Origin of the sequence: Enterococcus sp. DIV0806c (assembly GCF_051710905.1) — a bacterium.
Classification (GTDB): Bacteria; Bacillota; Bacilli; order Lactobacillales; family Enterococcaceae; genus Enterococcus_B; species Enterococcus_B mundtii.
Genome location: NZ_JBIOLO010000001.1, coordinates 1904886 through 1929524, shown reverse-complemented (window position 1 = coordinate 1929524; position 24639 = coordinate 1904886). Strand labels below are relative to the sequence as shown.

At 40.3% G+C, this 24639-nt stretch carries 17 protein-coding genes and 1 pseudogene; 13 read left to right on the top strand and 5 right to left on the bottom strand.

Annotated features, from left to right (window positions below; all coding sequences use genetic code 11):
* Positions 1–27: 27 nt before the first annotated feature.
* Together IGK77_RS09095 and IGK77_RS09090 are read right to left on the bottom strand one after the other, a co-directional pair.
* On the bottom strand, positions 28–726 hold the full coding sequence (locus IGK77_RS09095) for an HAD family hydrolase (protein WP_071866245.1): 699 nt from the start codon (positions 724–726) through the stop codon (positions 28–30).
* A gap of 10 nt (positions 727–736) precedes the next feature.
* The gene (locus IGK77_RS09090) at positions 737–1513 is read right to left on the bottom strand and encodes a DeoR/GlpR family DNA-binding transcription regulator (RefSeq protein ID WP_071866246.1); all 777 of its coding nucleotides are present in this window, start codon (positions 1511–1513) and stop codon (positions 737–739) included.
* Positions 1514–1739: 226 nt separating this feature from the next.
* On the opposite strand from IGK77_RS09090, the gene lacG reads away from it, so the two are divergent.
* From lacG to IGK77_RS09065, 5 genes and pseudogenes are all read left to right on the top strand, one after another.
* A complete protein-coding gene (gene lacG / locus IGK77_RS09085) occupies positions 1740–3140 on the top strand; it encodes a 6-phospho-beta-galactosidase (protein ID WP_071866247.1) in 1401 nt (466 codons plus the stop codon).
* A gap of 16 nt (positions 3141–3156) precedes the next feature.
* Positions 3157–3468, top strand: coding sequence for a PTS lactose/cellobiose transporter subunit IIA (locus IGK77_RS09080; RefSeq protein ID WP_010735223.1), 312 nt, complete (start codon positions 3157–3159; stop codon positions 3466–3468).
* Positions 3469–3486: 18 nt separating this feature from the next.
* Positions 3487–4771 (top strand): annotated as a pseudogene (locus IGK77_RS09075) (PTS transporter subunit EIIC); the annotation flags it as partial.
* On the top strand, positions 4771–5169 hold the full coding sequence (locus IGK77_RS09070) for a lactose/cellobiose PTS transporter subunit IIB (RefSeq protein WP_374955056.1): 399 nt from the start codon (positions 4771–4773) through the stop codon (positions 5167–5169). The pseudogene IGK77_RS09075 and the gene IGK77_RS09070, both read left to right, overlap by 1 nt.
* Before the next feature lie 20 nt (positions 5170–5189).
* Complete coding sequence (locus IGK77_RS09065) at positions 5190–6821, top strand: glycoside hydrolase family 53 protein (protein ID WP_074801520.1); 1632 nt, start codon at positions 5190–5192, stop codon at positions 6819–6821.
* A gap of 60 nt (positions 6822–6881) precedes the next feature.
* On the opposite strand, the gene IGK77_RS09060 is transcribed toward IGK77_RS09065, so the two are convergent.
* Positions 6882–7619 carry an amino acid ABC transporter ATP-binding protein gene (locus tag IGK77_RS09060; RefSeq protein ID WP_071866250.1) on the bottom strand — a complete coding sequence of 246 codons (738 nt, stop codon included), beginning with the start codon at positions 7617–7619 and terminating at the stop codon, positions 6882–6884.
* A 1-nt stretch (position 7620) separates the two neighbouring features.
* On the bottom strand, positions 7621–9114 hold the full coding sequence (locus tag IGK77_RS09055) for an amino acid ABC transporter substrate-binding protein/permease (RefSeq protein WP_438713154.1): 1494 nt from the start codon (positions 9112–9114) through the stop codon (positions 7621–7623).
* 294 nt (positions 9115–9408) lie between these two features.
* Between IGK77_RS09055 and uvrB the strand changes: the two genes are divergently transcribed.
* From uvrB to whiA, 7 genes are all read left to right on the top strand, one after another.
* Positions 9409–11403 carry an excinuclease ABC subunit UvrB gene (uvrB, locus tag IGK77_RS09050; RefSeq protein ID WP_071866251.1) on the top strand — a complete coding sequence of 665 codons (1995 nt, stop codon included), beginning with the start codon at positions 9409–9411 and terminating at the stop codon, positions 11401–11403.
* 9 nt (positions 11404–11412) lie between these two features.
* The gene (uvrA, locus tag IGK77_RS09045) at positions 11413–14232 is read left to right on the top strand and encodes an excinuclease ABC subunit UvrA (RefSeq protein ID WP_065096989.1); all 2820 of its coding nucleotides are present in this window, start codon (positions 11413–11415) and stop codon (positions 14230–14232) included.
* 262 nt (positions 14233–14494) lie between these two features.
* Positions 14495–15760 (top strand): D-aspartate ligase, encoded by a 1266-nt coding sequence (locus IGK77_RS09040; protein ID WP_074801525.1) that lies wholly within the window; start codon positions 14495–14497, stop codon positions 15758–15760.
* 3 nt (positions 15761–15763) lie between these two features.
* Positions 15764–16468 (top strand): amino acid racemase, encoded by a 705-nt coding sequence (locus tag IGK77_RS09035; RefSeq protein ID WP_074801527.1) that lies wholly within the window; start codon positions 15764–15766, stop codon positions 16466–16468.
* 375 nt (positions 16469–16843) lie between these two features.
* Positions 16844–17728 (top strand): RNase adapter RapZ, encoded by an 885-nt coding sequence (gene rapZ / locus IGK77_RS09030; RefSeq protein ID WP_010735232.1) that lies wholly within the window; start codon positions 16844–16846, stop codon positions 17726–17728.
* Positions 17725–18720, top strand: coding sequence for a gluconeogenesis factor YvcK family protein (locus IGK77_RS09025; protein ID WP_065096810.1), 996 nt, complete (start codon positions 17725–17727; stop codon positions 18718–18720). Before rapZ ends, IGK77_RS09025 begins: the two co-directional genes overlap by 4 nt.
* Positions 18721–18756: 36 nt before the next feature.
* Positions 18757–19692, top strand: a complete 936-nt coding sequence (whiA, locus tag IGK77_RS09020; RefSeq protein ID WP_010735234.1) for a DNA-binding protein WhiA — start codon at positions 18757–18759, stop codon at positions 19690–19692.
* 394 nt (positions 19693–20086) lie between these two features.
* Here whiA and IGK77_RS09015 read toward each other — a convergent pair whose 3' ends face one another.
* Positions 20087–20602 (bottom strand): DsbA family protein, encoded by a 516-nt coding sequence (locus IGK77_RS09015; protein WP_071866253.1) that lies wholly within the window; start codon positions 20600–20602, stop codon positions 20087–20089.
* Positions 20603–20888: 286 nt separating this feature from the next.
* Between IGK77_RS09015 and nifJ the strand changes: the two genes are divergently transcribed.
* The gene (gene nifJ / locus IGK77_RS09010) at positions 20889–24566 is read left to right on the top strand and encodes a pyruvate:ferredoxin (flavodoxin) oxidoreductase (RefSeq protein WP_438713153.1); all 3678 of its coding nucleotides are present in this window, start codon (positions 20889–20891) and stop codon (positions 24564–24566) included.
* Positions 24567–24639: the final 73 nt, after the last annotated feature.

Below are 24639 nucleotides of genomic sequence, written 5' to 3'. Positions count from 1 at the left end.
ATACAAAAAAGATAGACGATCATACGTCTATCTTTTTTTTGATGAAGTTGCAGTGGAGAAGAAATTGAGATAGAAATCATCAAAATTCTCTATCACACCATCTTTTCTTAGTTCTTGATTGGAGAATAACTGGCGATTTTTCCCAAATGGATCAATGGCGATGATCGTACCGATATTTGCACGCTTGGCTGCTAAAAGTCCAGAATAAGCATCTTCAATGACCAAGCAATCTTTTGGTTCAAGAGCTAATTTTTGTGCGGCTTTGATAAAGATATCAGGTTGTGGTTTACCTGGGAAAGTATTATCATCGTAAACGACTTGATCAAATTCAAACCATCTTACTAAATCAAAAATCTCAAAATAAAATTCAACGTTATCTTTGACTGTAGCTGTAGCGATCGTGATCGGGATGTTTTCCTCTTTTAATATGTCCAAAGTACCGATCAATCCCTGCGTCAGCATTAAATCATCCGGTTTTTCTAAGCAAAGAGTGCGATAATATGCCTCTTTCTCGTTTGATAGTTTCTCGACTTCTTCTTTCGATAAAGTAGGGGAGATAAAATAATTCAATATCTCACTATTGGTACGTCCATGGATATTTTTAACAATGTCTTCATCAGAAAGCTCTTTTTTAGAATAATGATGGATCATTTGGACCCAAGCCGCTTCATGTAAATGGGAGTCTTGGAACATCGTCCCGTTAAAATCAAAAATAATTCCTTTCATACGTTCACTCCTAAAGTTCATTTTCTAGCGATTCCGCTAATTTTATTTGGACATATTGCGAATAATGATCTTTCACATGTGGTTTGATGTGTGGATCAGTAATCAGTAAATCAAAATCATGTAATTGATAAAAGATATAAAAGTCATCGCGATTAAATTTTTGGTGATCCACTAATAAGTATTTATTTTTCGAATGGTTCAAGGCAATTTGTTGAGCTTCACCTTCTTCGGTACTATAGGTTGAGATTGCTTCATTATGCACACCGTTAGCGCTGATAAATGATTTGGTGAACTTCAGTTTTCTGAGGTTATCGTTGGTGATGGGGCCGACAAATGCACCAGTGTTTTTTCGAAAGTCGCCACCGATCAACAAAATTTCGGGAACTTCTGCTTGGGCTAACACTTCAAAAACGGCATAATTATTCGTAATGATCCGCAGTTTTCTGTGGATCAAGTGAGAAGCTAATAACTCGATCGTCGTTCCTGGACCCAAAAAGACTGTATCACCTTCATTGATCAACTGTGCAGCTGTTGCCGCAATCTGTTGCTTTTCTTTGATTTGCATGACTGATTTTTCTGTATGTGATAATTCTTGGTCGAGGGTATAGGTAAGACTTTGGGCCCCACCATGGATACGCAATAATTTTCCTGACTTTTCTAGCTCATCCAAATCTCGACGAACGGTCATATCAGAGACATTCAATTGTTCGATGATCTCACTGACCGTTAAAATCCCTTTTTTATTCACCATCTCACTAATTGTTAGTAAGCGCTCTCTTTTTAACATCTAATCACTCCCAATTCACAAATAATCTACCATAGAATAGAATGGAGGTCAACAAAAACAAACACATGCAAACAAAAATAATCAACCTAAACAAACAATCCCCCCTTTTATTTCAAATAAATGCAATTTATTGATTGAATTTGTTTGTTTTTGTTGACAAATGTTTTGAATGCGATTACAATTCGTGTTGTTATATAAATTAGTAGACAAGAAGGTAGGGGAAGAGATGCTGAAATTACCAGAAGATTTTATTTTTGGCGGAGCAACAGCGGCATACCAAGTAGAAGGCGCAACAAAAGAGGGCGGAAAAGGTGAAGTTGCTTGGGACGAGTTTTTAGAGAAACAAGGAAGATTCAGTCCTGATCCGGCAAGTGATTTCTATCATCAATATGAAAAAGATATTGAATTATGTGAGAAGTTTGGTGTGAATGGGTTACGTTTATCCATTGCGTGGAGTCGTATTTTTCCTGATGGAACTGGGAAAGTGAATGAAGAGGGTGTGGCATTTTACCATAAGGTCTTTGCAGCTTGTGAGAAACATGGTGTACTTCCTTTTGTGACGCTCCATCATTTTGATACCCCAAAAGTTTTATTTGATCAGGGTGATTTTTTAAATAGAGACAATATAGAAGCGTTTGTTGCGTATGCAAAATTTTGCTTTGATGAATTTAAAGAAGTACGTTACTGGAGTACATTCAACGAGATTTATCCAGTGGCAACGAATCAATATTTATTAGGGATTTTCCCACCAGGAATAACCTATGATTTTACCAAAATCATTGCTTGTTTGCATAACATGATGTATGCGCACGCAAGGGTGGTGAACTTGTTCAAGGACGAGGGATATGCCGGTGAAATTGGTGTGGTTCATTCTTTAGAAACGAAATATCCTGCATCGGACGCTTTGGAAGATCAACATGCAGCGTTCTTAGATGATGCGTTGTCGATCCGTTTCCTCTTAGATGCCACTTACTTAGGATATTACTCTGATGAAACATTGTCAGCGCTTGCTGAGATTTGTGAAGCAAACGGCGCAAGTTATGATTTTCCGGAAGAGGATTTGGCGGAGATGAAGCGTGCCTCGCACCGTAATGATTACTTGGGTATCAACCATTATCAATGTCACTTTGTCAAAGCGTATCATGGAGAGAATGCGATCCATCATAATGGAACAGGGGACAAAGGAACTTCTGTTTATAAAGTAAAAGGAATTGGAGAACGGATCTATAAAGAAGGAATCCCTCGAACGGATTGGGACTGGTTGATCTATCCAGAAGGGTTATATGATCTATTGTTACGTATCAAGGAAGATTATCCTCACTACAATAAAATCTACATCACTGAAAATGGGATGGGATTCAAAGATCAGTTCGATGATGGTGTGATCATGGACCAACCGCGGATCGAATATTTGAAAGTCTATTTAGAATCATTGAGCCAAGCTATATCTGCTGGAGTAAACGTGAAAGGCTATTTCCTATGGTCGTTAATGGATTTGTTCTCTTGGTCAAATGGTTACAACAAACGATACGGACTCTTCTATGTCGATTTCGAAACACAAAAACGTTACCCTAAAGAGTCCGCCTATTGGTACAAATTCGTCAGTGAAACAAAAACAATCATTTAAGTTGGAGGAATGGAAGATGAATAAAGAAGAATTGCAAATGTTAGGTTTTGAGATCGTGGCTTATTCAGGGGATGCACGTAGTACGTTACTCACATTATTAAGAGAAGTCCGTCAAGGAAAATTTGATCGTGTGGAAGAAGCCTTGAAGGATGCAGATGAGAATTTGACATTAGCCCATAATTCGCAAACAAAGATCTTAGCAGAAGAGGCTTCAGGAAAAGATATGGATATGGGATTTATTTTTATCCATGGACAAGATCACTTGATGACTACTTTATTGCTAAGAGATTTGATCCAAGATTTCATTGAGTTATATAAAAACAAATAATCACTAGGAGTGAAAAGCATGAATGGGATCATCAAGCAAATTGAAAAAGGCAAACCGATCTTTGAAAAAATCTCACGTAACATTTACTTAGGTGCGGTCAGAGATGGATTCTTGACGGCTATGCCAGCAATTTTATTTTCAAGTATCTTTATTTTGATTGCGGCAGTTCCTGAGATTTTTGGTTTTCAATGGCCAGAAGGAGTATCGACCTGGTTGTGGAAAATCTACAATTATTCGATGGGGGTCGTAGGCATATTAGTTTCTACAACTACTGCACGCTGTTTAGCTGAATCGATGAATCGGAGAATGCCGAAAAATAAAATCATCAATACTACATCGGTAATGCTTGCTTCTTTAGTTAGTTTCTTATTGTTGAGTGTTTCACCAATCGAAGGTGGTTTTTCAACAGAATATATGGGAACGAAAGGGTTGCTTGCTTCGTTCATCGCTGCATTTATTACTGTAAACATTTATAAGTTTTGTGTACGAAAAGATATTACGATCAAGATGCCAAAAGAAGTACCAGGAACAATTTCTCAAACGTTCCGCGATATTTTTCCATTTTCATTTTCTGTCTTTGCCGCCGTGTTGGTCGACTTAGCTGCACGTAGTCTTTTTGGCATCTCTTTTGCAGAAGCCATCATCACTTTATTGCAACCACTATTTACAGCAGCAGATGGCTATTTGGGGATAGCCGTGATCTGGGGTGCTATGGCATTTTTCTGGTTTGTTGGTGTCCATGGTCCATCGATTGTTGAACCAGCGATTGCAGCGATCATTTATGCGAATGTCGAAACCAATCTACAACTGTTTAATTCCGGGGAACAAGCTTCACATGTATTGACTGTTGGTTTAGGGAATTTTGTCGGAACGATGGGTGGAACAGGTGCGACTTTAGTCGTTCCGTTTATCTTTTTGCTATTTGCAAAATCCAAACAGTTAAAAGCGGTTGGTAAAGCTTCAGTTATTCCAGTCAGCTTTGCAGTAAATGAGCCGTTGTTGTTTGCGGCACCGATGATTTTGAATCCGTATTTCTTTGTTCCATTTTTATTGACACCGATTGTAAACGTTTGCTTGTTCAAGTTTTTTGTTGATGTGTTTGGAATGAATAGTTTCATGTATGTCTTACCTTGGGCAACGCCAGCTCCGATTGGTTTAGTCTTAGGAACTGGCATGGGGGTTTTGGCGTTTGTATTAGCCGCAGTTTTGATTCTCGTCGACTTTGCCATCTATTTCCCATTCTGTAAGGCGTATGATGCGACGCTAGTCGAGCAAGAAGCGCGACAAGCAGAACAAGTAGCCATGCAAGAAAACGAAACAAAAGTGACCGTGACGATTCCGGCGAATGAAGTATTAGCAACAGAAGCGAGTTCTTTGGCTGATTCAGGTAAAGAAATCAATGTATTAGTTTTATGCGCAGGCGCAGGTACAAGTGCTATGCTTGCAAATGCTTTGAAAGAAGGAGCAAAAGAATTTGATGCACCAATCAGTGCTTTAGCAGGTGCTTATGGTTCTCATTACGAGATGATGGAAGACTTTGATATGATCGTCTTGGCGCCGCAAGTCCAATCTTACTATGAGGACATCAAGGAAGACACAGATCGTTTAGGGATTAAATTGGTTGCCACAAAAGGTGCAGAATACATTGGTTTGACAAGAGATCCTGAGAAAGCTGTTCGGTTTGTTTTAGATCAATTTTAAATCAAAGGAGAGATCGTTAAATGAACAAAGTAAAAGGTTGGCGAGTGTTGGTTGTCGGATTATTTGTTTCGTTAGTCAGTGTGGCATTAGGTTCAAAGCAAGTGGAGGCAAAGGAATTGATACGTGGAGCAGATATCTCGATATTAGCGGATATGGAAAAATCTGGTGCAGGGTATTACGAAAATGGTGTGAAAAAAGATGCATTACAGATTCTAAAGAACAATGGCGTCAACTATGTTCGTTTGCGATTATGGCAAGATCCTTATGATGATCAAGGGAATTCATATGGTGCAGGCACGAATGATTTGAACACGACGATTGCTTTGGCGAAACGTGCGAAAAACCTAGGATTGAAAGTGTTACTTGATTTTCATTATAGTGATTTCTGGGTGGACCCTGGCAAACAAAACCTTCCGAAAGCATGGGAAAACTATAGCTTTGAGCAACTTGATGCAGCCTTATACGGTTATACGAAAAGTGTATTGACAGAAATGAAAAACAATGGTGTATATCCTGATATGGTCCAGATAGGCAATGAATTGAACAGCGGCATGCTTTGGCCTTATGGAAAATCATGGGGGGAAGGTGGTGGCGAGTTTGATCGATTAGCCACTTTCTTGAAGTCTGGGATTCGGGGAGTAAAAGAAACGCAACCAGTCGACACCCCAATCATGCTGCATTTAGCTGATGGTGGAGATACGGATGTCTTTACTTGGTGGTTTGATGAGATTACAAAACGTGGGGTAGATTACGATTTGATCGGCCTTTCCTATTATCCTTATTGGCATGGCTCGATGAATGCCTTGCAAACGACAATGAACACAATCAGTGCCAGATATGATAAAGAAGTCAATGTGGTAGAGACTGCATATGGACACACAACTGCCAATGCGGATAGTATGCCCAATGCTTTTGGTCCAGAACAAGAGATTGCAGGAGGATATGCGGCAACACCAGCAGGGCAACGAGAATATTTAAATGATTTGGTGACTCGTATCCAAACCGTGCCGAATGAGAAAGGGAATGGCTTTTTCTATTGGGAACCTTTATGGTATAACGGTAATGTCTCTTGGGCAACAGCTGCTGGAATGAACTATTTAGGCGTACAATCACAAACAGGAAATGAGTGGGATAACCAGGCGATGTTCGATTTCAATGGGCAAGCACTTCCTAGCTTAAAGGCGTTTCAAGAAGCAGGGAGACAGCAAAATATTCTGAAAAATCCTAGTTTTGAAAATGACGGTTTCACGAACACACCGGCAAATTGGTCTGTGTGGCGAGGCAATGGTGCAGCAATCGATACATTGAAAACTGAAACTGGTGGGTTTTCCGGAGCGTATAAAGCAACCTTTTGGGATGACCAAGCGTATCAAATGTCGATCTATCAAACTGTTAATGGATTAAGCAAGGGAACGTACACATTAACTGCTTATACCATGGCAGGTGGCGATTTGACCGCTAGTCAGATGTATGTCAAAAATCATGGTGGGAAAGAGCTGAAGGCTTCGATCACTAAAAGTGGCGAGTGGACGAAGGTAACGATCAAAGATATACCGGTTACTTCCGGCACGAGTGAGATTGGCATTTATGTTGATGCAAAAGCGCAAGGATGGGTATCGGTGGATCATGTAACATTCGTTAAAAATCAATAGTAAAGAGCCCCTAAGGACGCTTGGTTTTTCCAGACGTTCTTAGGGGCTTTCTTTAGTCGATCAGATATCTAATACTTTATCCAAGAAATCTTTCGTTCGCTCATTTTGCGGATCTTCAAAGATTTGTTGTGGTGTGCCATCTTCGAGGAAGTTGCCGCCATCTATAAACATGACACGGTTAGCGACTTCTTTAGCAAAGCCCATTTCATGTGTCACGATGACCATAGTCATTCCTTGTTTCGCTAATTTTTTCATGACATTCAATACATCGCCGACCATTTCTGGGTCCAAGGCTGAAGTAGGTTCATCAAAGAGCATGATATCGGGATTCATTGCTAATGCACGAGCAATAGCAACCCGTTGTTTTTGTCCACCAGATAAGTTATCTGGGTACATATCTTTTTTGTCTTCTAAGCCAACTGTTTCTAACAATTTGATTGCTTTTTTCTCTGCTTCTTCACGAGAGAGTTTTTTTAGATCCATCGGTGCTAAAACGATGTTTTCCAACACAGAAAGATGTGGGAAAAGATTGAAATGCTGGAATACCATGCCTATATGTTGCCTTACTAAGTTGATATCTGTGTTTTTATCCATCAAATGAGCACCATCAATGATGATATCACCGGATGTTGGATCTTCTAAACGGTTCAAACAACGTAAAAAAGTACTTTTACCTGAACCAGAAGGTCCGATCACACAAACAACATCGCCTTCATTGATCGACACGTTGATGTCGTTCAAGACAGTGTTGTCTCCATATTTTTTTACAAGATGTTCGACTAAGATTTTTTCTGTCATCTTATTTCACCTTCTTTTCTAAAACTTTCGCTAATTTCGTCAATGCAGTGATCAAGATCAAGTACATTACTGCGATGATCAAGTAGACATACGTACTTTGAGTGGTACGAGCAACGATGATCCGTCCAGTTTGTAACAACTCGACCACACCGATCGCTGAAATGATCGTCGTATCTTTCAATGAGATCACGAATTGGTTGACAAACGATGGAATCATGATTTTAAATGCTTGTGGTAAAATGATTTTTTGCATCGTACGGTTATAAGACAGACCTAAACTTCGTGAAGCTTCCATTTGTCCTGTAGGAACAGCATTGATCCCGCCACGTACGATTTCGGCGATATAGGCACTCGCGTTCAAGGTCAATGTGATGATCCCTGCAATAAAGTCAGGAATCGTAAAGCCCACGATACTTGGTAGACCGAAAAAGATGAAGAAAGCAAGTACCATCATCGGAATTCCGCGAATGATATCTACATAGATGCTTGCAACTGTTCGTAAGGCGCGGATCGGTGCAACACTGAAAAGACCGAAGATTACGCCGACAACTAAAGCTAGTGCAAATGAAATCAAGGTTAATAGGATCGTTTGCCATAAGCCTTTCAATAGCGCTTTGTAATTGTTTTGGATCAAGCCAGTCAATGTCGATTCATCAACAGCTGGTGCTGCTGCACTTTCGTCTGTAGAGATGTATTGATTGATGATCTCGTCATATTTACCTGTTCGTTTTAATTCTTTTAAGCCTTCGTTGAACATTTCTAATAATTCAGGATTTTCTCCTTTTTTCACTGCGAAACCATAAGAGCCGCCAGTTTCTCGTTCGATTGGCGTTTCTAATTCCTGACCATTTTTGATCGCATAACCGATTACTGGATAGTCATCCATCATTGCGTCAATTGCTCCGACTCTCAAACTATCATATAGCTGATCTGCGGCATCGAAATATTTGATTTCGTAGCCGTATTTCTCTTGGTTAGCGACCAAGAAATCTGCACTTTCGGTACCAACTTTCGCACCGACTGTTTTTCCATCTAAGTCTTCATAAGACTTGATCGAAGTATTGCCTTTTTTGACTGCGATTTGGATACCACTTTGGAAATAAGGGTCTGAAAAATCAAACGTTTTTTTACGTTCATCTGTAATCGTCATCCCCGCGATCATTCCATCTGCTTGTCCGGATTCCAATGCCTGTAACGCAGCAGAGAAACCTCGGAAGTCCATGCGGATATTGAACCCATGCATTTCTGAGATAGCTTCCATTAAGCTGACATCGATCCCCACATATTCGCCATCCGCATTTTGGTACTCGAATGGAGCGAAGGCCGAATCACTTGCAATCACATAAACGTCTTTTTTAGGTTCTATTTTTTGCATCGTCTCGCTAGTTGCTGTAGTCGATTGCGTCTCGTCAGCTTGCACAGGCGTATGCAGAGCGAATGTAACAAGTCCTGTCATTATGAAAAGGAATGTCTGTAACATGTTTCTTTTTTTCATAAATAACCTCCTATATAAATTTCGATAATTTCCAATATTTAACTATTATAGGCGAAAAGATATTCCTAACACAAGATTCCAAGAAAAAATAATTTAAAAAAGTAGCGATTTATTACATGCTATGTAAGAAAACATGACATGCGATAAAAGAAGGAGATTACAGGTAAGATCCAAAACTTTCAATTGGCGAAAGTATGTTCGCCGTGATACAATAGAGGAACAAGGAATGCCTTTGCTTTCCTTTTCTTTTTTTGATGAAATGAGAGAAGGAATGAACGAAAAGGAGGACGAACAATGATTGAAAGAGATACCTCCCGTCATTTTGAGTTGGTGTCAAAATACCAACCAGCCGGCGATCAACCAGAAGCGATCAAGCAGTTGGTCGAAGGTGTAAATGAGGGTAAAAAAGCGCAGATTTTATTAGGTGCGACCGGAACAGGGAAAACCTATACGATATCTAATTTGATCGAAAAAGTAAATAAACCAACTTTGATCATTGCACATAATAAGACACTTGCTGGCCAATTATATGGGGAATTTAAAGAGTTCTTTCCGAACAATGCGGTCGAATATTTTGTTTCTTACTATGATTATTATCAACCAGAAGCCTATGTACCTTCGAGTGATACGTACATTGAAAAAGATTCAAGTGTCAACGATGAAATCGATAAATTGCGTCATTCCGCCACAAGTTCATTGTTAGAACGAAATGACGTGATCGTGATTGCTTCGGTTTCTTGTATTTTTGGGTTAGGTTCACCATTTGAATATCAAAAACAAGTCGTGTCGATCAGACAAGGTGCGGAGATGGACCGTAATCAATTGATCCGAGATCTAGTCAGCATCCAATTTGAGCGAAACGATATTGATTTTCAGCGCGGTCGTTTTCGAGTGCGTGGTGATGTCGTGGAGATCTTTCCAGCTTCACGTGATGAGCGAGCATTACGCGTTGAATTTTTTGGCGATGAAGTCGAAAGAATCCGTGAAGTGAATGCGTTGACAGGTGAAGTATTAGGCGAAACAGAACACGTCGCTATTTTCCCCGCTACTCACTTTGTCACTGATGACGATCATATGGAACATGCGGTCGCCAATATCAAAGCAGAACTGGAACAACGCTTGACTGTGTTGCGTAATGAGAACAAATTATTAGAGGCGCAACGCTTAGAACAACGGACGAACTATGACATCGAGATGATGTTAGAGATGGGCTATACTTCTGGGATCGAAAACTATTCACGTCATATGGATGGTCGTAAAGAAGGCGAACCGCCGTATACGTTATTAGATTTCTTCCCTGAGGATGCGCTGATGGTCATTGATGAATCTCATGTGACGATGCCACAGATCCGTGGAATGTATAACGGAGACCGTGCGAGAAAACAAATGCTAGTCGATTATGGCTTCCGCTTGCCATCTGCACTAGATAACCGTCCCTTACGTCTAGAAGAATTTGAGAAACATGTCAACCAGATCGTCTATGTTTCTGCTACTCCTGGACCTTATGAGTACGAACAAACAGATACAGTGGTCCAACAAATCATTCGACCAACAGGATTATTAGATCCAGTCATCGAGGTACGACCAATCATGGGTCAGATCGACGATTTGGTAGGTGAGATCAATGAGCGAGTTGAAAAAGACCAACGGGTATTTGTGACCACGTTGACGAAAAAGATGTCAGAAGACTTGACCGATTACTTCAAAGAGTTAGGGATCAAAGTAAAATACTTGCATAGCGATATCAAAACATTAGAACGGACAGAGATCATTCGTGATCTTCGTTTAGGCGAGTTTGACGTATTAGTTGGTATCAACTTACTACGTGAAGGATTAGATGTGCCTGAGGTATCGTTAGTCGCTATTTTAGATGCCGATAAAGAAGGGTTCTTACGAAGTGAACGTTCATTAGTCCAAACCATCGGACGTGCGGCACGTAACTCAGAAGGTAAAGTCATCATGTATGCGGACAGAGTCACTGATTCCATGCGTTTAGCCATGGATGAAACGTCAAGACGTCGTAGTATCCAGCAACAATACAATGAGGACCATGGCATCGTTCCGAAAACGATCATCAAAGAAATCCGAGACTTGATCTCGATTACGAAAGAATCAGAAGATGATGCAAAAGAAACGGTGCAAGTTTCTTATGAAGAGATGACAAGAGAAGAAAAAGCAACATTATTGATGAAACTAGAAAAAGAAATGAAAGATGCAGCGAAAGCATTGGATTTCGAGACTGCAGCCAATGTACGTGATATGATTCTTGAATTAAAAGCATCTGAGTAGGGGGTAAACATGGCTAACGATAAAATTATTATTCATGGCGCAAGAGCGCATAATTTAAAGAATATCGATGTGACGATCCCACGTGATAAATTCGTGGTCGTCACCGGATTATCCGGTTCAGGGAAAAGTTCACTTGCTTTTGACACATTATACGCAGAGGGACAACGCCGATATGTTGAAAGTTTATCTGCGTATGCCCGTCAATTTTTGGGACAAATGGATAAACCGGATGTTGATAGTATTGATGGACTTAGCCCAGCAATCTCGATCGATCAAAAAACAACCAGTAAAAACCCTCGGTCTACCGTAGGGACAGTGACAGAGATCAACGATTATTTACGTTTGTTATTTGCTAGGGTCGGTCATCCGATCTGTCCAAATGACCATATTGAGATCACTAGTCAATCCGTCGAACAAATGGTGGACAAAGTGCTAGAACTGCCTGATCGGACGAAGATCCAAATTTTAGCACCGATCGTGGTAAAGAAAAAAGGACAACACAAAAAAGTATTTGAACGTGTCCAAAAAGAAGGGTATGTTCGTGTCCGTGTAGACGGAGAAACCTATGACGTTAGTGAAGTACCTGAATTAGAGAAAAATAAAAAACACGATATTGCGATCGTGATTGACCGAATCGTGGTGAAAGAAGGCGTCCGCTCTCGTTTATTCGATTCGATCGAAGCAGCGCTTCGTTTAGCGGATGGCTATGTATTGATCGATGTGATTGGCGAAGAAGAGATGCTCTTTAGCGAACATTATGCGTGTCCGTACTGTGGGTTTACAGTAGGAGAATTAGAACCGCGCTTGTTTTCTTTCAATGCACCATTTGGCGCATGTCCGGATTGTGATGGTTTGGGAGTCAAATTAGAAGTCGATATCGATCTAGTGATCCCAGATAAAACAAAAACATTGAACGAAGGAGCAATCATCCCTTGGAATCCCATCAGTTCGCAATATTATCCACAAATGCTGGCACAAGCTTGCGAAAGTTATGGGATCGATATGGATACACCATTTGAAGACTTACCTATTGAACATCAAGAAATCGTGTTGAATGGTACCTCAGAGCCCTTCCATTTTCACTACGAAAATGATTTCGGTGGAGTGAGAGATGTTGAAACGTCATTTGAAGGCGTGATGACCAATATCAAACGCCGTTACCATGATACGAACAGCGATTTTACGAGAGAACAAATGCGTCTTTACATGACAGAATTGACGTGTAAGACTTGTGACGGTTATCGATTGAATCCACAAGCTTTATCCGTACAGATCAATGGGACGAATATTGGTCAGACGAATGAGTTGTCGATCCAACATGCCGTTGAATTTTTTGAAAATCTAACTTTATCAGAGCAAGAAAAAGTCATCGCTCGTCCGATTCTAAAAGAAGTCAATGACCGTTTGTCATTCTTAGAAAATGTCGGTCTTGATTATTTGACACTTAGTCGTGCTTCGGGCACTTTATCAGGTGGCGAAGCGCAACGGATTCGTTTAGCCACACAAATCGGTTCAAATCTATCGGGAGTTCTTTATATCTTAGATGAGCCTTCCATTGGCTTACATCAACGGGACAATGATCGCTTGATCGGTTCATTGAAGAAAATGCGAGATCTTGGCAATACCTTAGTGGTTGTGGAACATGATGAAGATACGATGCGTGCAGCCGATTATTTGATCGATGTTGGTCCTGGTGCAGGACATCAAGGTGGCGAGATCGTTTCTGCTGGGACACCCGCTCAAGTTGCTAAGGATAAACATTCATTGACCGGACAATATCTGTCTGGCAAAAAATCGATCCCTGTTCCTGAAACAAGACGAAAAGGTACAGGTAAAGCGATCAAGATCACAGGTGCGACAGAAAACAACTTGAAAAATGTGTCCGTTGAGTTTCCTTTGGGTGAATTCGTGGCGGTCACTGGCGTCTCTGGTTCAGGAAAAAGTACGCTTGTGAACAGTATCTTGAAGAAGGCATTAGCACAAAAAATCAATCGGAACTCAGCCAAACCAGGAAAGTTCAAAACAATAACTGGTTATGAAGGAATCGAAAAAATCATTGATATCGATCAAAGCCCGATCGGTCGGACACCAAGAAGTAATCCGGCGACTTATACGAGTGTCTTTGATGATATCCGTGATCTGTTTGCTCAAACCAATGAAGCAAAGATGCGTGGTTACAAAAAAGGCCGTTTCAGTTTCAACGTGAAAGGTGGTCGCTGTGAAGCTTGTCGCGGTGATGGGATCATCAAGATCGAAATGCATTTCTTACCAGATGTGTATGTCCCATGCGAAGTCTGTCATGGGAAACGTTATAACTCAGAAACACTAGAAGTTCATTACAAAGGAAAAAGTATTGCGGATATCTTAGAGATGACGGTTGAAGATGCCGTTGAGTTTTTCCAACCGATCCCTAAGATCCATCGCAAACTACAAACGATCGTTGATGTTGGCTTAGGCTACGTCACAATGGGACAACCAGCGACGACATTGTCCGGCGGAGAAGCGCAACGAATGAAACTTGCGAGTGAACTGCACAAGATTTCTAATGGGAAGAATTTTTATATTTTAGATGAGCCGACTACAGGGCTTCACACTGATGACATTGCTCGATTATTGCATGTTTTGCAACGATTGGTTGATGCAGGAAATACTGTGTTAGTCATTGAACACAATTTAGACGTCATCAAAACAGCGGATCATTTGATCGATCTAGGACCTGAAGGTGGCGAAGGTGGCGGTACGATCCTAGCGACTGGTACACCAGAGGAATTAGTGAAAGTCAAAGAAAGCTATACAGGACATTATTTGAAAAAAATCATGGAAAAATAATAAAAGTGATGATGATAGTTAAAAAAATATTAAAAGAATACAATATGTATTGTTTTCTTTTCATGAGTATTCTAGAATATTTTATATGGTAGTTCTTTCTACACTTATTGGTATAGATAAAAACTTCCTATAAGTTCAATCCGTTCAAAAAAGAATTGAGCAATCGGAGGAGATTCCTTTGATTGCTTTTTTCTTTATGGTATGATATTCCTTGTGTAATTGTAAAAGAAAAAACAAGAGATTATTAAGTTAGTGAGAGATAATGATGAACAGTAATGAAAAAAATGAATTTATCCCTATTTTATTAGGTAGCGATATGAACGTTTATGGTATGGCCCGTTCATTTCACGAGGCATATGGCACAGTTTGTCAATCCTATGCGTCGAATCAATTAGCGCCTACCCGCTATAGCAAAATCGTAAACGTTGAAGTGATTCCAGGATTTGATCAAGATCCGGTCTTTATAGAGACGATGAGACGTTTAGCAAAAGAAAAATATACGGATAAAAATAAAAAATATTTACTGATAGCTTGTGGCGACGGATATGCTGAGTTGATTTCTCAGCATAAAGAGGAGCTGTCTGAAACTTTTATATGTCCTTATATCGATTATTCACTTTTCGAGCGATTAGTGAATAAAGTGAGTTTTTATGAGATATGTGAAGAATATCAGTTACCTTATCCCAAAACATTGATCATTCGAAAAGAAATGTTGAACAATGGCCGCTTAGAACAAAAGTTACCTTTCAACTTTCCTGTAGCACTAAAGCCGGCAAATAGTGTGGAGTATTTATCTGTCCAATTTGAGGGACGAAAAAAAGCGTTTATTATTGACAATCGCGAGGAATTTGATTTGATGCTAGGTCGGATCTATGAAGCGGGCTATACGAGCGAAATGATCGCACAAGACTTTATTCCTGGGGATGACAGCAATATGCGGGTCTTGAATGCCTACGTTGATGACCAGCATCAAGTACGAATGATGTGTCTAGGACATCCATTACTTGAAGACCCAACACCAGCGTCTATCGGAAACTATGTCGTGATCATGCCTGACTATAACGAGAAGATCTACCAAACGATCAAAGCATTTCTAGAAAAAATCGAGTACACTGGCTTTGCAAACTTTGACATGAAGTATGACCCACGAGATGGCGAATATAAATTATTTGAGATCAATCTTCGTCAAGGAAGAAGTAGTTTCTTTGTTACGCTCAATGGCCTGAATTTAGCACGTTTTCTAACAGAAGACCGTGTCTTTGGTGTGCCGTTCGTGGAAACGACCTACGGAACGAACCAATCAGACCAAGCGAAGCTATGGCTGGGCGTGCCTAAAAAAGTCTTTTTGACTTATGCCAAAGAGAACGAACAAAAACAACGTGCCTTGCAGTTGATCAAAGAAAAACGCTATGGAACGACTGTGTTTTATGAGAAAGATCACTCACTTAAACGCTGGGTATTGATGACTTATATGTTCCGAAACTATATTCCAAGATTTAAAAAATACTTTCATTCGAAAGAAGGCTAGTTCATGGAGAATTTTTTCAGTATCTTAGGTGGGATGGGAACGATGGCAACGGAAAGCTTTGTCCGCTTGATCAATCATCGTGTCAAAGCTGCCAAAGATCAGGATTACTTGAACTATGTATTATTCAATCATGCGACAGTTCCTGATCGAACGGCCTACATTTTGGATCAAACGAAAGAAAATCCTGTCCCTTATTTAGTAGAGGACGTCAAAAAACAAAATTTACTACAACCGAATTTCATTGTTTTGACTTGTAATACAGCTCATTACTTTTTTGATGACTTACAAGCAGAGACGACGATTCCGATTTTGCATATGCCACGAGAAGCGGCAAAAGAGCTTCTCCGTCAAAAAACAACGGGTAAAGTAGCTGTTTTAGCAACTCAAGGAAGTATTCTTGCCGGTGTTTACGAAAAAGAGATCAAAGCATTAGGTTTTGACGTGGTGATTCCTGACCAAGAACTACAAGAAAAAGTGAACTACTTGATTTATCATGAAATCAAAGAAGCGGATCGGTTGAACAAAGAACTTTATTTTGAGATTCTAGAAGAAGTTGTTCAACGCTTGGCGTGTGAAAAGATCATCTTAGGCTGTACAGAATTGTCTTTGATGCAAGAAGTTGCTTCCGATAATCCTTATCCTGTGATCGATGCGCAGTCGATACTAGCTGATCGAACAATCGAGATGGCACTATCTGCTCGAAAGTAAGATACGTTTTTAGTGTAATAATAGTTGTGGGCTGAGTTTGATCCACAGGGGTTCAGCTCCTATAAATTAGCGCGAAAAGAGTTAGAGACAGAAATGTTTCCCCTCGAGAAATAAGACGCCATCCACGAAAATTGTTTTTCAAATTTTTGTGGATGGCGCCTTATTTCCGAAGAGGTTACTTTTGTTTCCATCGTTTATTCAGTGTTAGAATCTGCGAGAGGACTAATGTGCCCCTCACTTTTCGCGCTTATTTTGAAGTCGTTTGATTTTGCTTTACAGCCTTTGAATAAAAACCAAAGAAATCGAATTCGAACTAGCAATGATACGCCCGGGATGATATAATTTTATAGGAGAACGAGAGAGGAGGCCATACGGATGGCTGATAATTTAGAACTAGTAATCATTACAGGAATGAGCGGGGCAGGTAAAACTGTTGCCATTCAAAGTTTTGAAGATATGGGGTACTTTTGTATCGATAATATGCCCCCAACACTGATCCCAAAATTCTGGGAACTGATCAAGGAATCAGGGAAAGTCACAAAAATGGCACTTGGTGTGGATCTACGTTCACGCTCTTTCTTTGAAGAGATCCAAAGTATGTTGATCGAGATCGAAAATACAAATTTTATTGATACCTCTGTCTTATTTTTAGATGCCTCTGACGAAGAGTTGGTTGCTCGTTACAAAGAAACCCGAAGAACACATCCGATGGCTATGGATGGACTAGTAACGGAAGGCATCCGTAAAGAACGGGCGATTTTAAATGACATCAAAGCACAAGCTTCTGTCATTATTGATACGACGACTTTAACCCCACGACAACTACGTGAGAAAATCAATCAAACATTTAAAACAAAAGATGATCAAGGATTTCGCATTGAGTTTGTTTCGTTTGGTTTCAAATACGGGTTACCGATCGATTCAGATATTGTGATGGATGTTCGTTTTTTACCGAACCCTCATTATATCGCTGATTTAAGACCATTGACTGGGAAAGATAAACCAGTCTATGATTACGTCATGTCCTTTGACGAAACAGAATTATTTTATTTGAAATTCCTTGATTTATTAAAAACAGTCATGCCAGGATACATCAAAGAAGGAAAAAGCAGTTTGACTGTAGCGATTGGCTGTACGGGTGGACAACACCGTTCAGTTGCTTTAACAGAAAGGTTATCTCAAGCGCTTAGTGAAACATATAAAGTCAATGTAACTCATCGTGACAAAGATAAGCGCAAAGAGACGGTGAACCGCTCATGAAAATGAAAACTTACCGAATTCGAAAACCCAAAATCGTTGTAGTCGGAGGCGGTACAGGCTTACCTGTTATTTTGAAAAGTCTACGTAATCAAGGAGCCGATATCACGGCAATCGTAACCGTCGCAGATGATGGCGGTAGTAGCGGTGAGATCCGCCAGTCGATCGCGATGGCTCCTCCAGGCGATTTAAGAAATGTGTTAGTCTCGCTATCTGATATGCCTCAATTTTACGAAGATATCTTTCAGTACCGTTTCAAAAAAGAAGACCAATTTTTAGCCAATCATACCATTGGTAACTTGATCATTGCGGCAGTTGCTGAAATGAGAGGGAGTACTTATGAAGCAGTACAACTATTGTCTCGAATGATGCACGTGGATGGACACATCTATCCCTCTTCTGAAACGCCGTTGACCTTACATGCGGTATTCAAAGATGGAACGACAGCGATCGGAGAATCTAAAATCGCTGTTGACCGCAAAACGATCGATCGGGTATTCGTACGTAATACAGAAGACGAAAGTGAAGCCAAAGCAGGGCGCAAAGTTGTTTCTGCGATCATGGAAGCAGATATGGTCGTCTTAGGGCCGGGAAGCTTGTTCACGAGTATTCTTCCTAACTTAGTCATACCAGAAGTTGGTGAAGCCATGCTTCAAACGAAAGCAGAGGTCGTATACATCTGTAATATCATGACACAAAAAGGGGAAACAGAACATTTTTCAGATGCAGATCATATTCGTGTGTTGCATCAACATTTAGACCAACCCTTTATTGATACTGTCTTAGTCAATACAGAAAAAGTACCAAAAGATTACATGGACCCGGAAATCTACGATGAATACCTTGTCCAAGTAGCACATGATTTTAATGGCTTAAGAGAAGAAAATTGTCGGGTCATCTCGACTGACTTTTTAGAGTTGAAAAATGGCGGAGTCTTCCATGATGGTGAAAAGGTAGTCGAAGAACTATTCCGCATCGTCTTTGGCTCAAAGTAATTAAAGGAAAAATTTTGTGAAAAGGAGGTGGATAACGTGTCATTTGCAGCTGAAGTCAAGAAGGAATTGACTGGTTTGGAAGTCCATCGAGAACATGCAAAAGCGGAATTAGCCGCGTTATTACGAATGAATGGCTCACTTGGAATCGTCAACCAGCAATTCATCTTGAATGTACAAACAGAAAACGCCGCAATTGCTCGACGGATCTACTCACTTTTAAAAGATCATTATCAAGTACGAAGCGAACTGCTCGTACGCAAGAAAATGAAATTAAAGAAGAATAATGTCTACATCGTTCGCTTGAAACAAGGAACAAAAAATGTATTGATGGATCTGGATATCATGGATGGCATGATGTTCAATGGGCATGTTTCCGATGAGATCATGGGAAATGCACAAAAGATGCGTTCATATTTACGTGGCGCATTTATGGCGTCGGGTTCAGTCAATAACCCGGAAACAAGTCGCTATCACTTAGAGATTTATTCGATCTACGAACAACATAACCAAGATATTTGTAATATGTTGAATTACTATGGTTTACACGCGCGTACACTAGAAAGACGTAATGGCTATATCTCTTATTTAAAAGGGGCCGAAAAAATTGCTGATTTCTTGACTCTGATTGGGGCAACAAATTCGATGTTGCGCTTTGAAGATGTGCGGATCGTGCGTGATATGAGAAATTCAGTGAACCGGTTAGTCAATTGTGAGACGGCTAACCTGAACAAAACCATTGATGCAGCATCAAAACAGATTGAAAATATTGAATTGATCGAAGCACGAGTGGGTTTACAAGCACTTCCGGAAAAGTTACAAGAGATTGCTGAATTACGCTTGCAACATCCTGAAGTCAGTTTAAAAGAACTAGGAGAAATGATCCCATCCGGGGCGATCTCGAAATCAGGGATCAATCATCGGATTCGTAAAATCAACGAATTTGCTGAAAAATTAAAGGAACAAGCATCCTAAAGAGTAATGGGGTTTATTTTAATACGGATGATCGACAAGAAGCAGTCTATGTGGTTTGAATGATTTGTATCGGTTTCGATGTCTTCATATTTCATCGAAACGGGGAACAAATATCAGACCACTTTTTTTCTTTTCTTCAAACATTAGCATAACTTAGGCTAAATGGAGAGAAGGCAGAGGGAGTTACAAGAAAATGCTGCCAATATTTGTCAAATCACTTCCCACACATATTTAACAAATCATCCTAACATCAAACGAGTCCTGCAAGAAAAAACGCATCAGTTTCGTTCAAGCGAAAATACTTCTTTCTTCCAACGAAAAAATAGACCGAAAAAGCCAATCGCTTTTCGGTCTATTTTTGATTTTGAAGATCAAAGAATGATCAAATGATGAGTTATTTAACCAATTCACTCAATTCTTCTGGTGTGATCGATTCATCAAAGATATGTTCATCGATAATTACAGTAGGGACGAATTGGATGTGAGCAGCGTTTGCTTCATCGATGATTGCTTGAGTGATTGCTTGGTCTTCTTGTTCAGTTAAACCAAGTGTTTCAGTAGCATATTCAGCAATGCCGTCTAAATCAAGTTGTTTCCATTCATCTTGCGCATCGAAAATCGCTTTGATTTGTTTTAATGCGACTTTTCCATCCGTCGTAGTGATATGATGATGCATCACATTTCCTTTTTTTAAACTAGGTTTTTCTTTGTCGAACAATTTGATGATTCGTAAGAGTCTTCCAGATTGAACCGCCTCTTCTAAAATGTCATAAGATTCGATAAACCATTGTCGACAATAAGGACAAGCAAGATTGACAAATTCGATCATTTGTTTTGGTGCATCTTCGTTTCCGTACATGATTCCAGTAGTTTTGTTTGTTTTTGTTGCATCGATAATTGAAATATCCATTTTTTAACACCTCTTTATTCTATTGTAATAACTTTTCCCAAAAAAAGACAATAATTTGTTCAAAAAATAAGTGTGGGTAATTAGTCAATCTCTCATTTCCTTAATCATGAAGATAAAAGTTGTAAGAGAGGAAAAGCTATTTTTTTTCTAGCTGTCGATTCTGGTCGAAGCATTTTTGTCATATCTTTAGCATGTGATTTTTCTTTCAAAATTAAGAGGTTTTCTTTGTTCGTTTACGGTATAATAATAAAGATTATTTAGATAAATTGAGCAAAGGTGATGAAACATGCGAAAAATGAAGACGATGGATGGGAATACTGCTGCTGCATATATTTCATATGCCTTTACAGAATTAGCAGCGATCTATCCAATTACGCCTAGTTCAACAATGGCTGAACTGGTTGATCAATGGGCAGCTTCAGGCAAAAAAAATATTTTCGGACAACCAGTTAAAGTCGTAGAGATGCAATCAGAAGCTGGTGCTGCTGGTGTCATACATGGGTCATTAAAAACCGGAGCATTGACAACAACGTACACTGCTTCACAAGGATTATTATTGATGATCCCAAATATGTATAAGATAGCCGGTGAACTTTTACCTAGTGTTTTTCACGTAGCTAGTCGAGCGGTGACGACGAATGCGTTGAATATTTTTGGTGATCATGGCGATGTGATGGCCGCTCGCCAAACAGGATTTGCGATGCTTGCGGAAAGCAGCGTCCAAGAAGTGATGGATTTAGCACCAGTTGCACATCTAGCTTCCTTAGAAGGAGAAATCCCTTTCGTCAACTTTTTTGATGGTTTTCGAACGAGTCATGAAATCCAAAAAATCGAAGTGTTGGAATATGATGAATTAGCTCCTTTGATTCCTCAAGAAAAATTGCAGGCCTTTCGTGAACGTGGGATGAATCCTAATCGGCCGACGACTAGTGGAACGAATCAAAACCCTGATATCCATTTCCAACAACGAGAAACAATTAACCGCTACTATGATCGTTTGCCTCAAATCGTGAAAAAGTATATGGATAAAATCAATGAACTCCGAGGAACTTCTTATGATCTAGTCACTTATTATGGAGCAGCCGACGCAGAGGAAGTCATTATTTCAATGGGCTCAGTTGCGCAAACGATCCAACAAACAGTTGATTACTTGAACCAAAACGGTCGGAAAGTCGGCTTCTTGAATATCCATTTATATCGCCCGTTTCCAATCGAAACATTGATCGAAAAACTACCGAATTCCGTAAAAGCAATTGCTGTTCTAGATCGCAGTAAAGAGCCGGGAGCAGGGGGAGAACCTTTATTACTAGACGTTCAAAGTGCGTTATATGATGCAGAACGTCATCTGAAAGTGATCGGCGGACGTTATGGCATTGGTTCAAAAGATGTCACTCCTAATCAGATTGTAGCGGTATATGATGAATTGAAAAAAGAAAAAACGGATATGAAGAAACGCTTCACGATCGGGATCATTGATGATTTAACTTACTGTTCTTTGGAAGTTGGCCCATCGCTTGATTTGACCGAAGCGAATACGTATCAAGCGAAATTCTGGGGATTCGGATCTGATGGGACTGTTGGAGCAAATAAATCAGCGATCAAAATCATTGGTGACCATACAAACAAATACGCACAAGGCTATTTTTACTATGATTCAAAAAAATCAGGTGGTCTGACTGTTTCTCATTTGCGTTTTGGGGATACGCCAATCAGGTCGACCTATTTAGTCGAGCATGCCGATTTTGTCGCTTGTCATACCCCTGCTTATCTCCACAGCTATGATCTAGTAAAAGGGTTGAAACCAAAAGGGACTTTCTTGTTGAATACGCTTTGGTCAGACGAACAACTAGCTACGCATCTACCGACCCATTTAAAACGGTATTTAGCTGAAAATGAGATCCAATTTTATACGATCAATGCGATGCGCTTGGCGCAAGAAGTTGGTCTAGGTCGGCGGATCAATACGGCGATGGAAACAGCATTTTTCAAGTTGGCGAATATCATACCATTTGAAGAAGTCCTGCCGATTTTAAAAGAGGAAGCCATGAAGAGTTATGGTCATAAATCAATGGCGATCGTTGAAAAAAACATCAAGGCAATCGATCGCACGGTGGAATTGTTGCATAAAGTCGAAGTGCCGGCTGAGTGGGCAACATTGGCGCTTCCAAAAAAAGAAATGAACACCTCAAATCGCTATATTAGAGACATCCTTGAACCAATCAACGCTCAAGAAGGAAATCAGCTCTCAGTGAGGACCTTAGCAGAAAACGGAATGACACGAGGGGATATGCCTTTAGGAACCGCTGCTTACGAAAAACGCGGGGTCGCACTTGAAGTGCCCGAATGGATCAGTGAGCGCTGTACGATGTGTAATGAATGTTCTTTCGTTTGTCCTCATGCAGCGATTCGACCTTTCTTAGCCGATGAGGAGGAACTGGAAGAAGCACCGGAAGGGTTCATTGTTCGAGAAATGCGTGGACCAGATGGCTTGAAGTATCGTATCCAAGTGTCTGTCGAAGACTGTACCGGGTGTGGGCTATGTGTTGAAGCTTGTCCAGCAAAAGGCAAAGCACTCGTGATGAAGCCCTATGAAGAACAAAAGAAACAAGCAATCAACTGGGCATTTGCAATGACCTTGCGACAAAAAGAAAATCCGATCAAAGGCAAAAATACAGTGTTATCAACACAGTTCAATCAACCTTTATTAGAATTTTCTGGAGCATGTTCCGGTTGTGGGGAAACGCCTTACGTGAAGTTATTGACACAGATGTTCGGTGATCGGATGATGATTGCCAATGCCACAGGCTGTTCATCCATTTGGGGCGGAGCAGTACCGGCTTCACCATTTACCACAAATGATTGTGGGCAAGGACCTGCGTGGTCAAATTCATTATTAGAAGACAATGCTGAATTTGGTTATGGGATGCTTTTAGCCGCACAAACAAGAAGAGAAGCTTTAGCAGAAACAATGAAAAAAGTGATGCCTAAAGTCTCCTTAGAACTACGTGAGTTGATGGAAGATTGGTTGGCGCATATGTTTGAAAGCGAAGGAACCCAACAGCGGGCAGCTAAATTACGTGCGGCAATCGAAAATGAGCTTGAACTTGTTCCTGAATTACAAGCGATCTATCAAGAAAAAGATCTATTTGTCAAAAACAGTCAATGGATGATCGGTGGGGATGGCTGGGCGTACGATATCGGTTTTGGCGGAATCGATCACGTCTTGGCAAGTGGCGCAGATGTAAACATCTTAGTAATGGATAATGAAGTCTATTCCAATACAGGTGGACAAGTCTCGAAAGCTACACCTGCTTCAGCAATCGCTAAATTCTCAGCAAATGGGAAATATGCGTCGAAGAAAGACTTAGGCATGATGGCAATGACGTATGGCAATGTGTATGTAGCACAAATTGCTTCCGGTGCAAATCAAATGCAAACGATCAAAGCATTTGAAGAGGCGGAAAAATTCCCTGGACCATCGTTGATCATTGCGTATACGCCTTGTATTGCTCATGGGTTACTAGGTGGAATGAAAGAATCGATCAAAGAAGCAAAAGAAGCAGTGGCTTCAGGTTATTGGTCGTTGTATCGCTATAATCCTGAATTGATCGAAAAGAATAAAACGCCGATGACGCTAGACTATAAAAAGCCTGATTTTACCATGATGGCTGACTTCATGCGCAAGCAAGTCCGCTTTTCATCACTAGAAACGATCCATCCACAGGCTGCGGAGCAATTATTCGACAAAACGATCCAAGATGCGAAAAAACGGTTTTACAACTATGCGGCGATGACTGGTCAATTAGAAAAAATCAAAGCGAAGATCGAACCGACAGAAGGTACTGAAAGTCCAGAGACCGAAACACCGAGAGTCAAAAAAGAACGAACGGTTGATCCGGAAGCAGAAGCTAGACGTGCTGCCAGACGTGCCGCTAGAGCGGAACGAAGAAAAACCAAAGAATGACAAAACGAAACGATCCAAGGAAATAGAATAACTTATTGGAGAATAAATTGAAAATGTAAATTTCTTGAAAAAA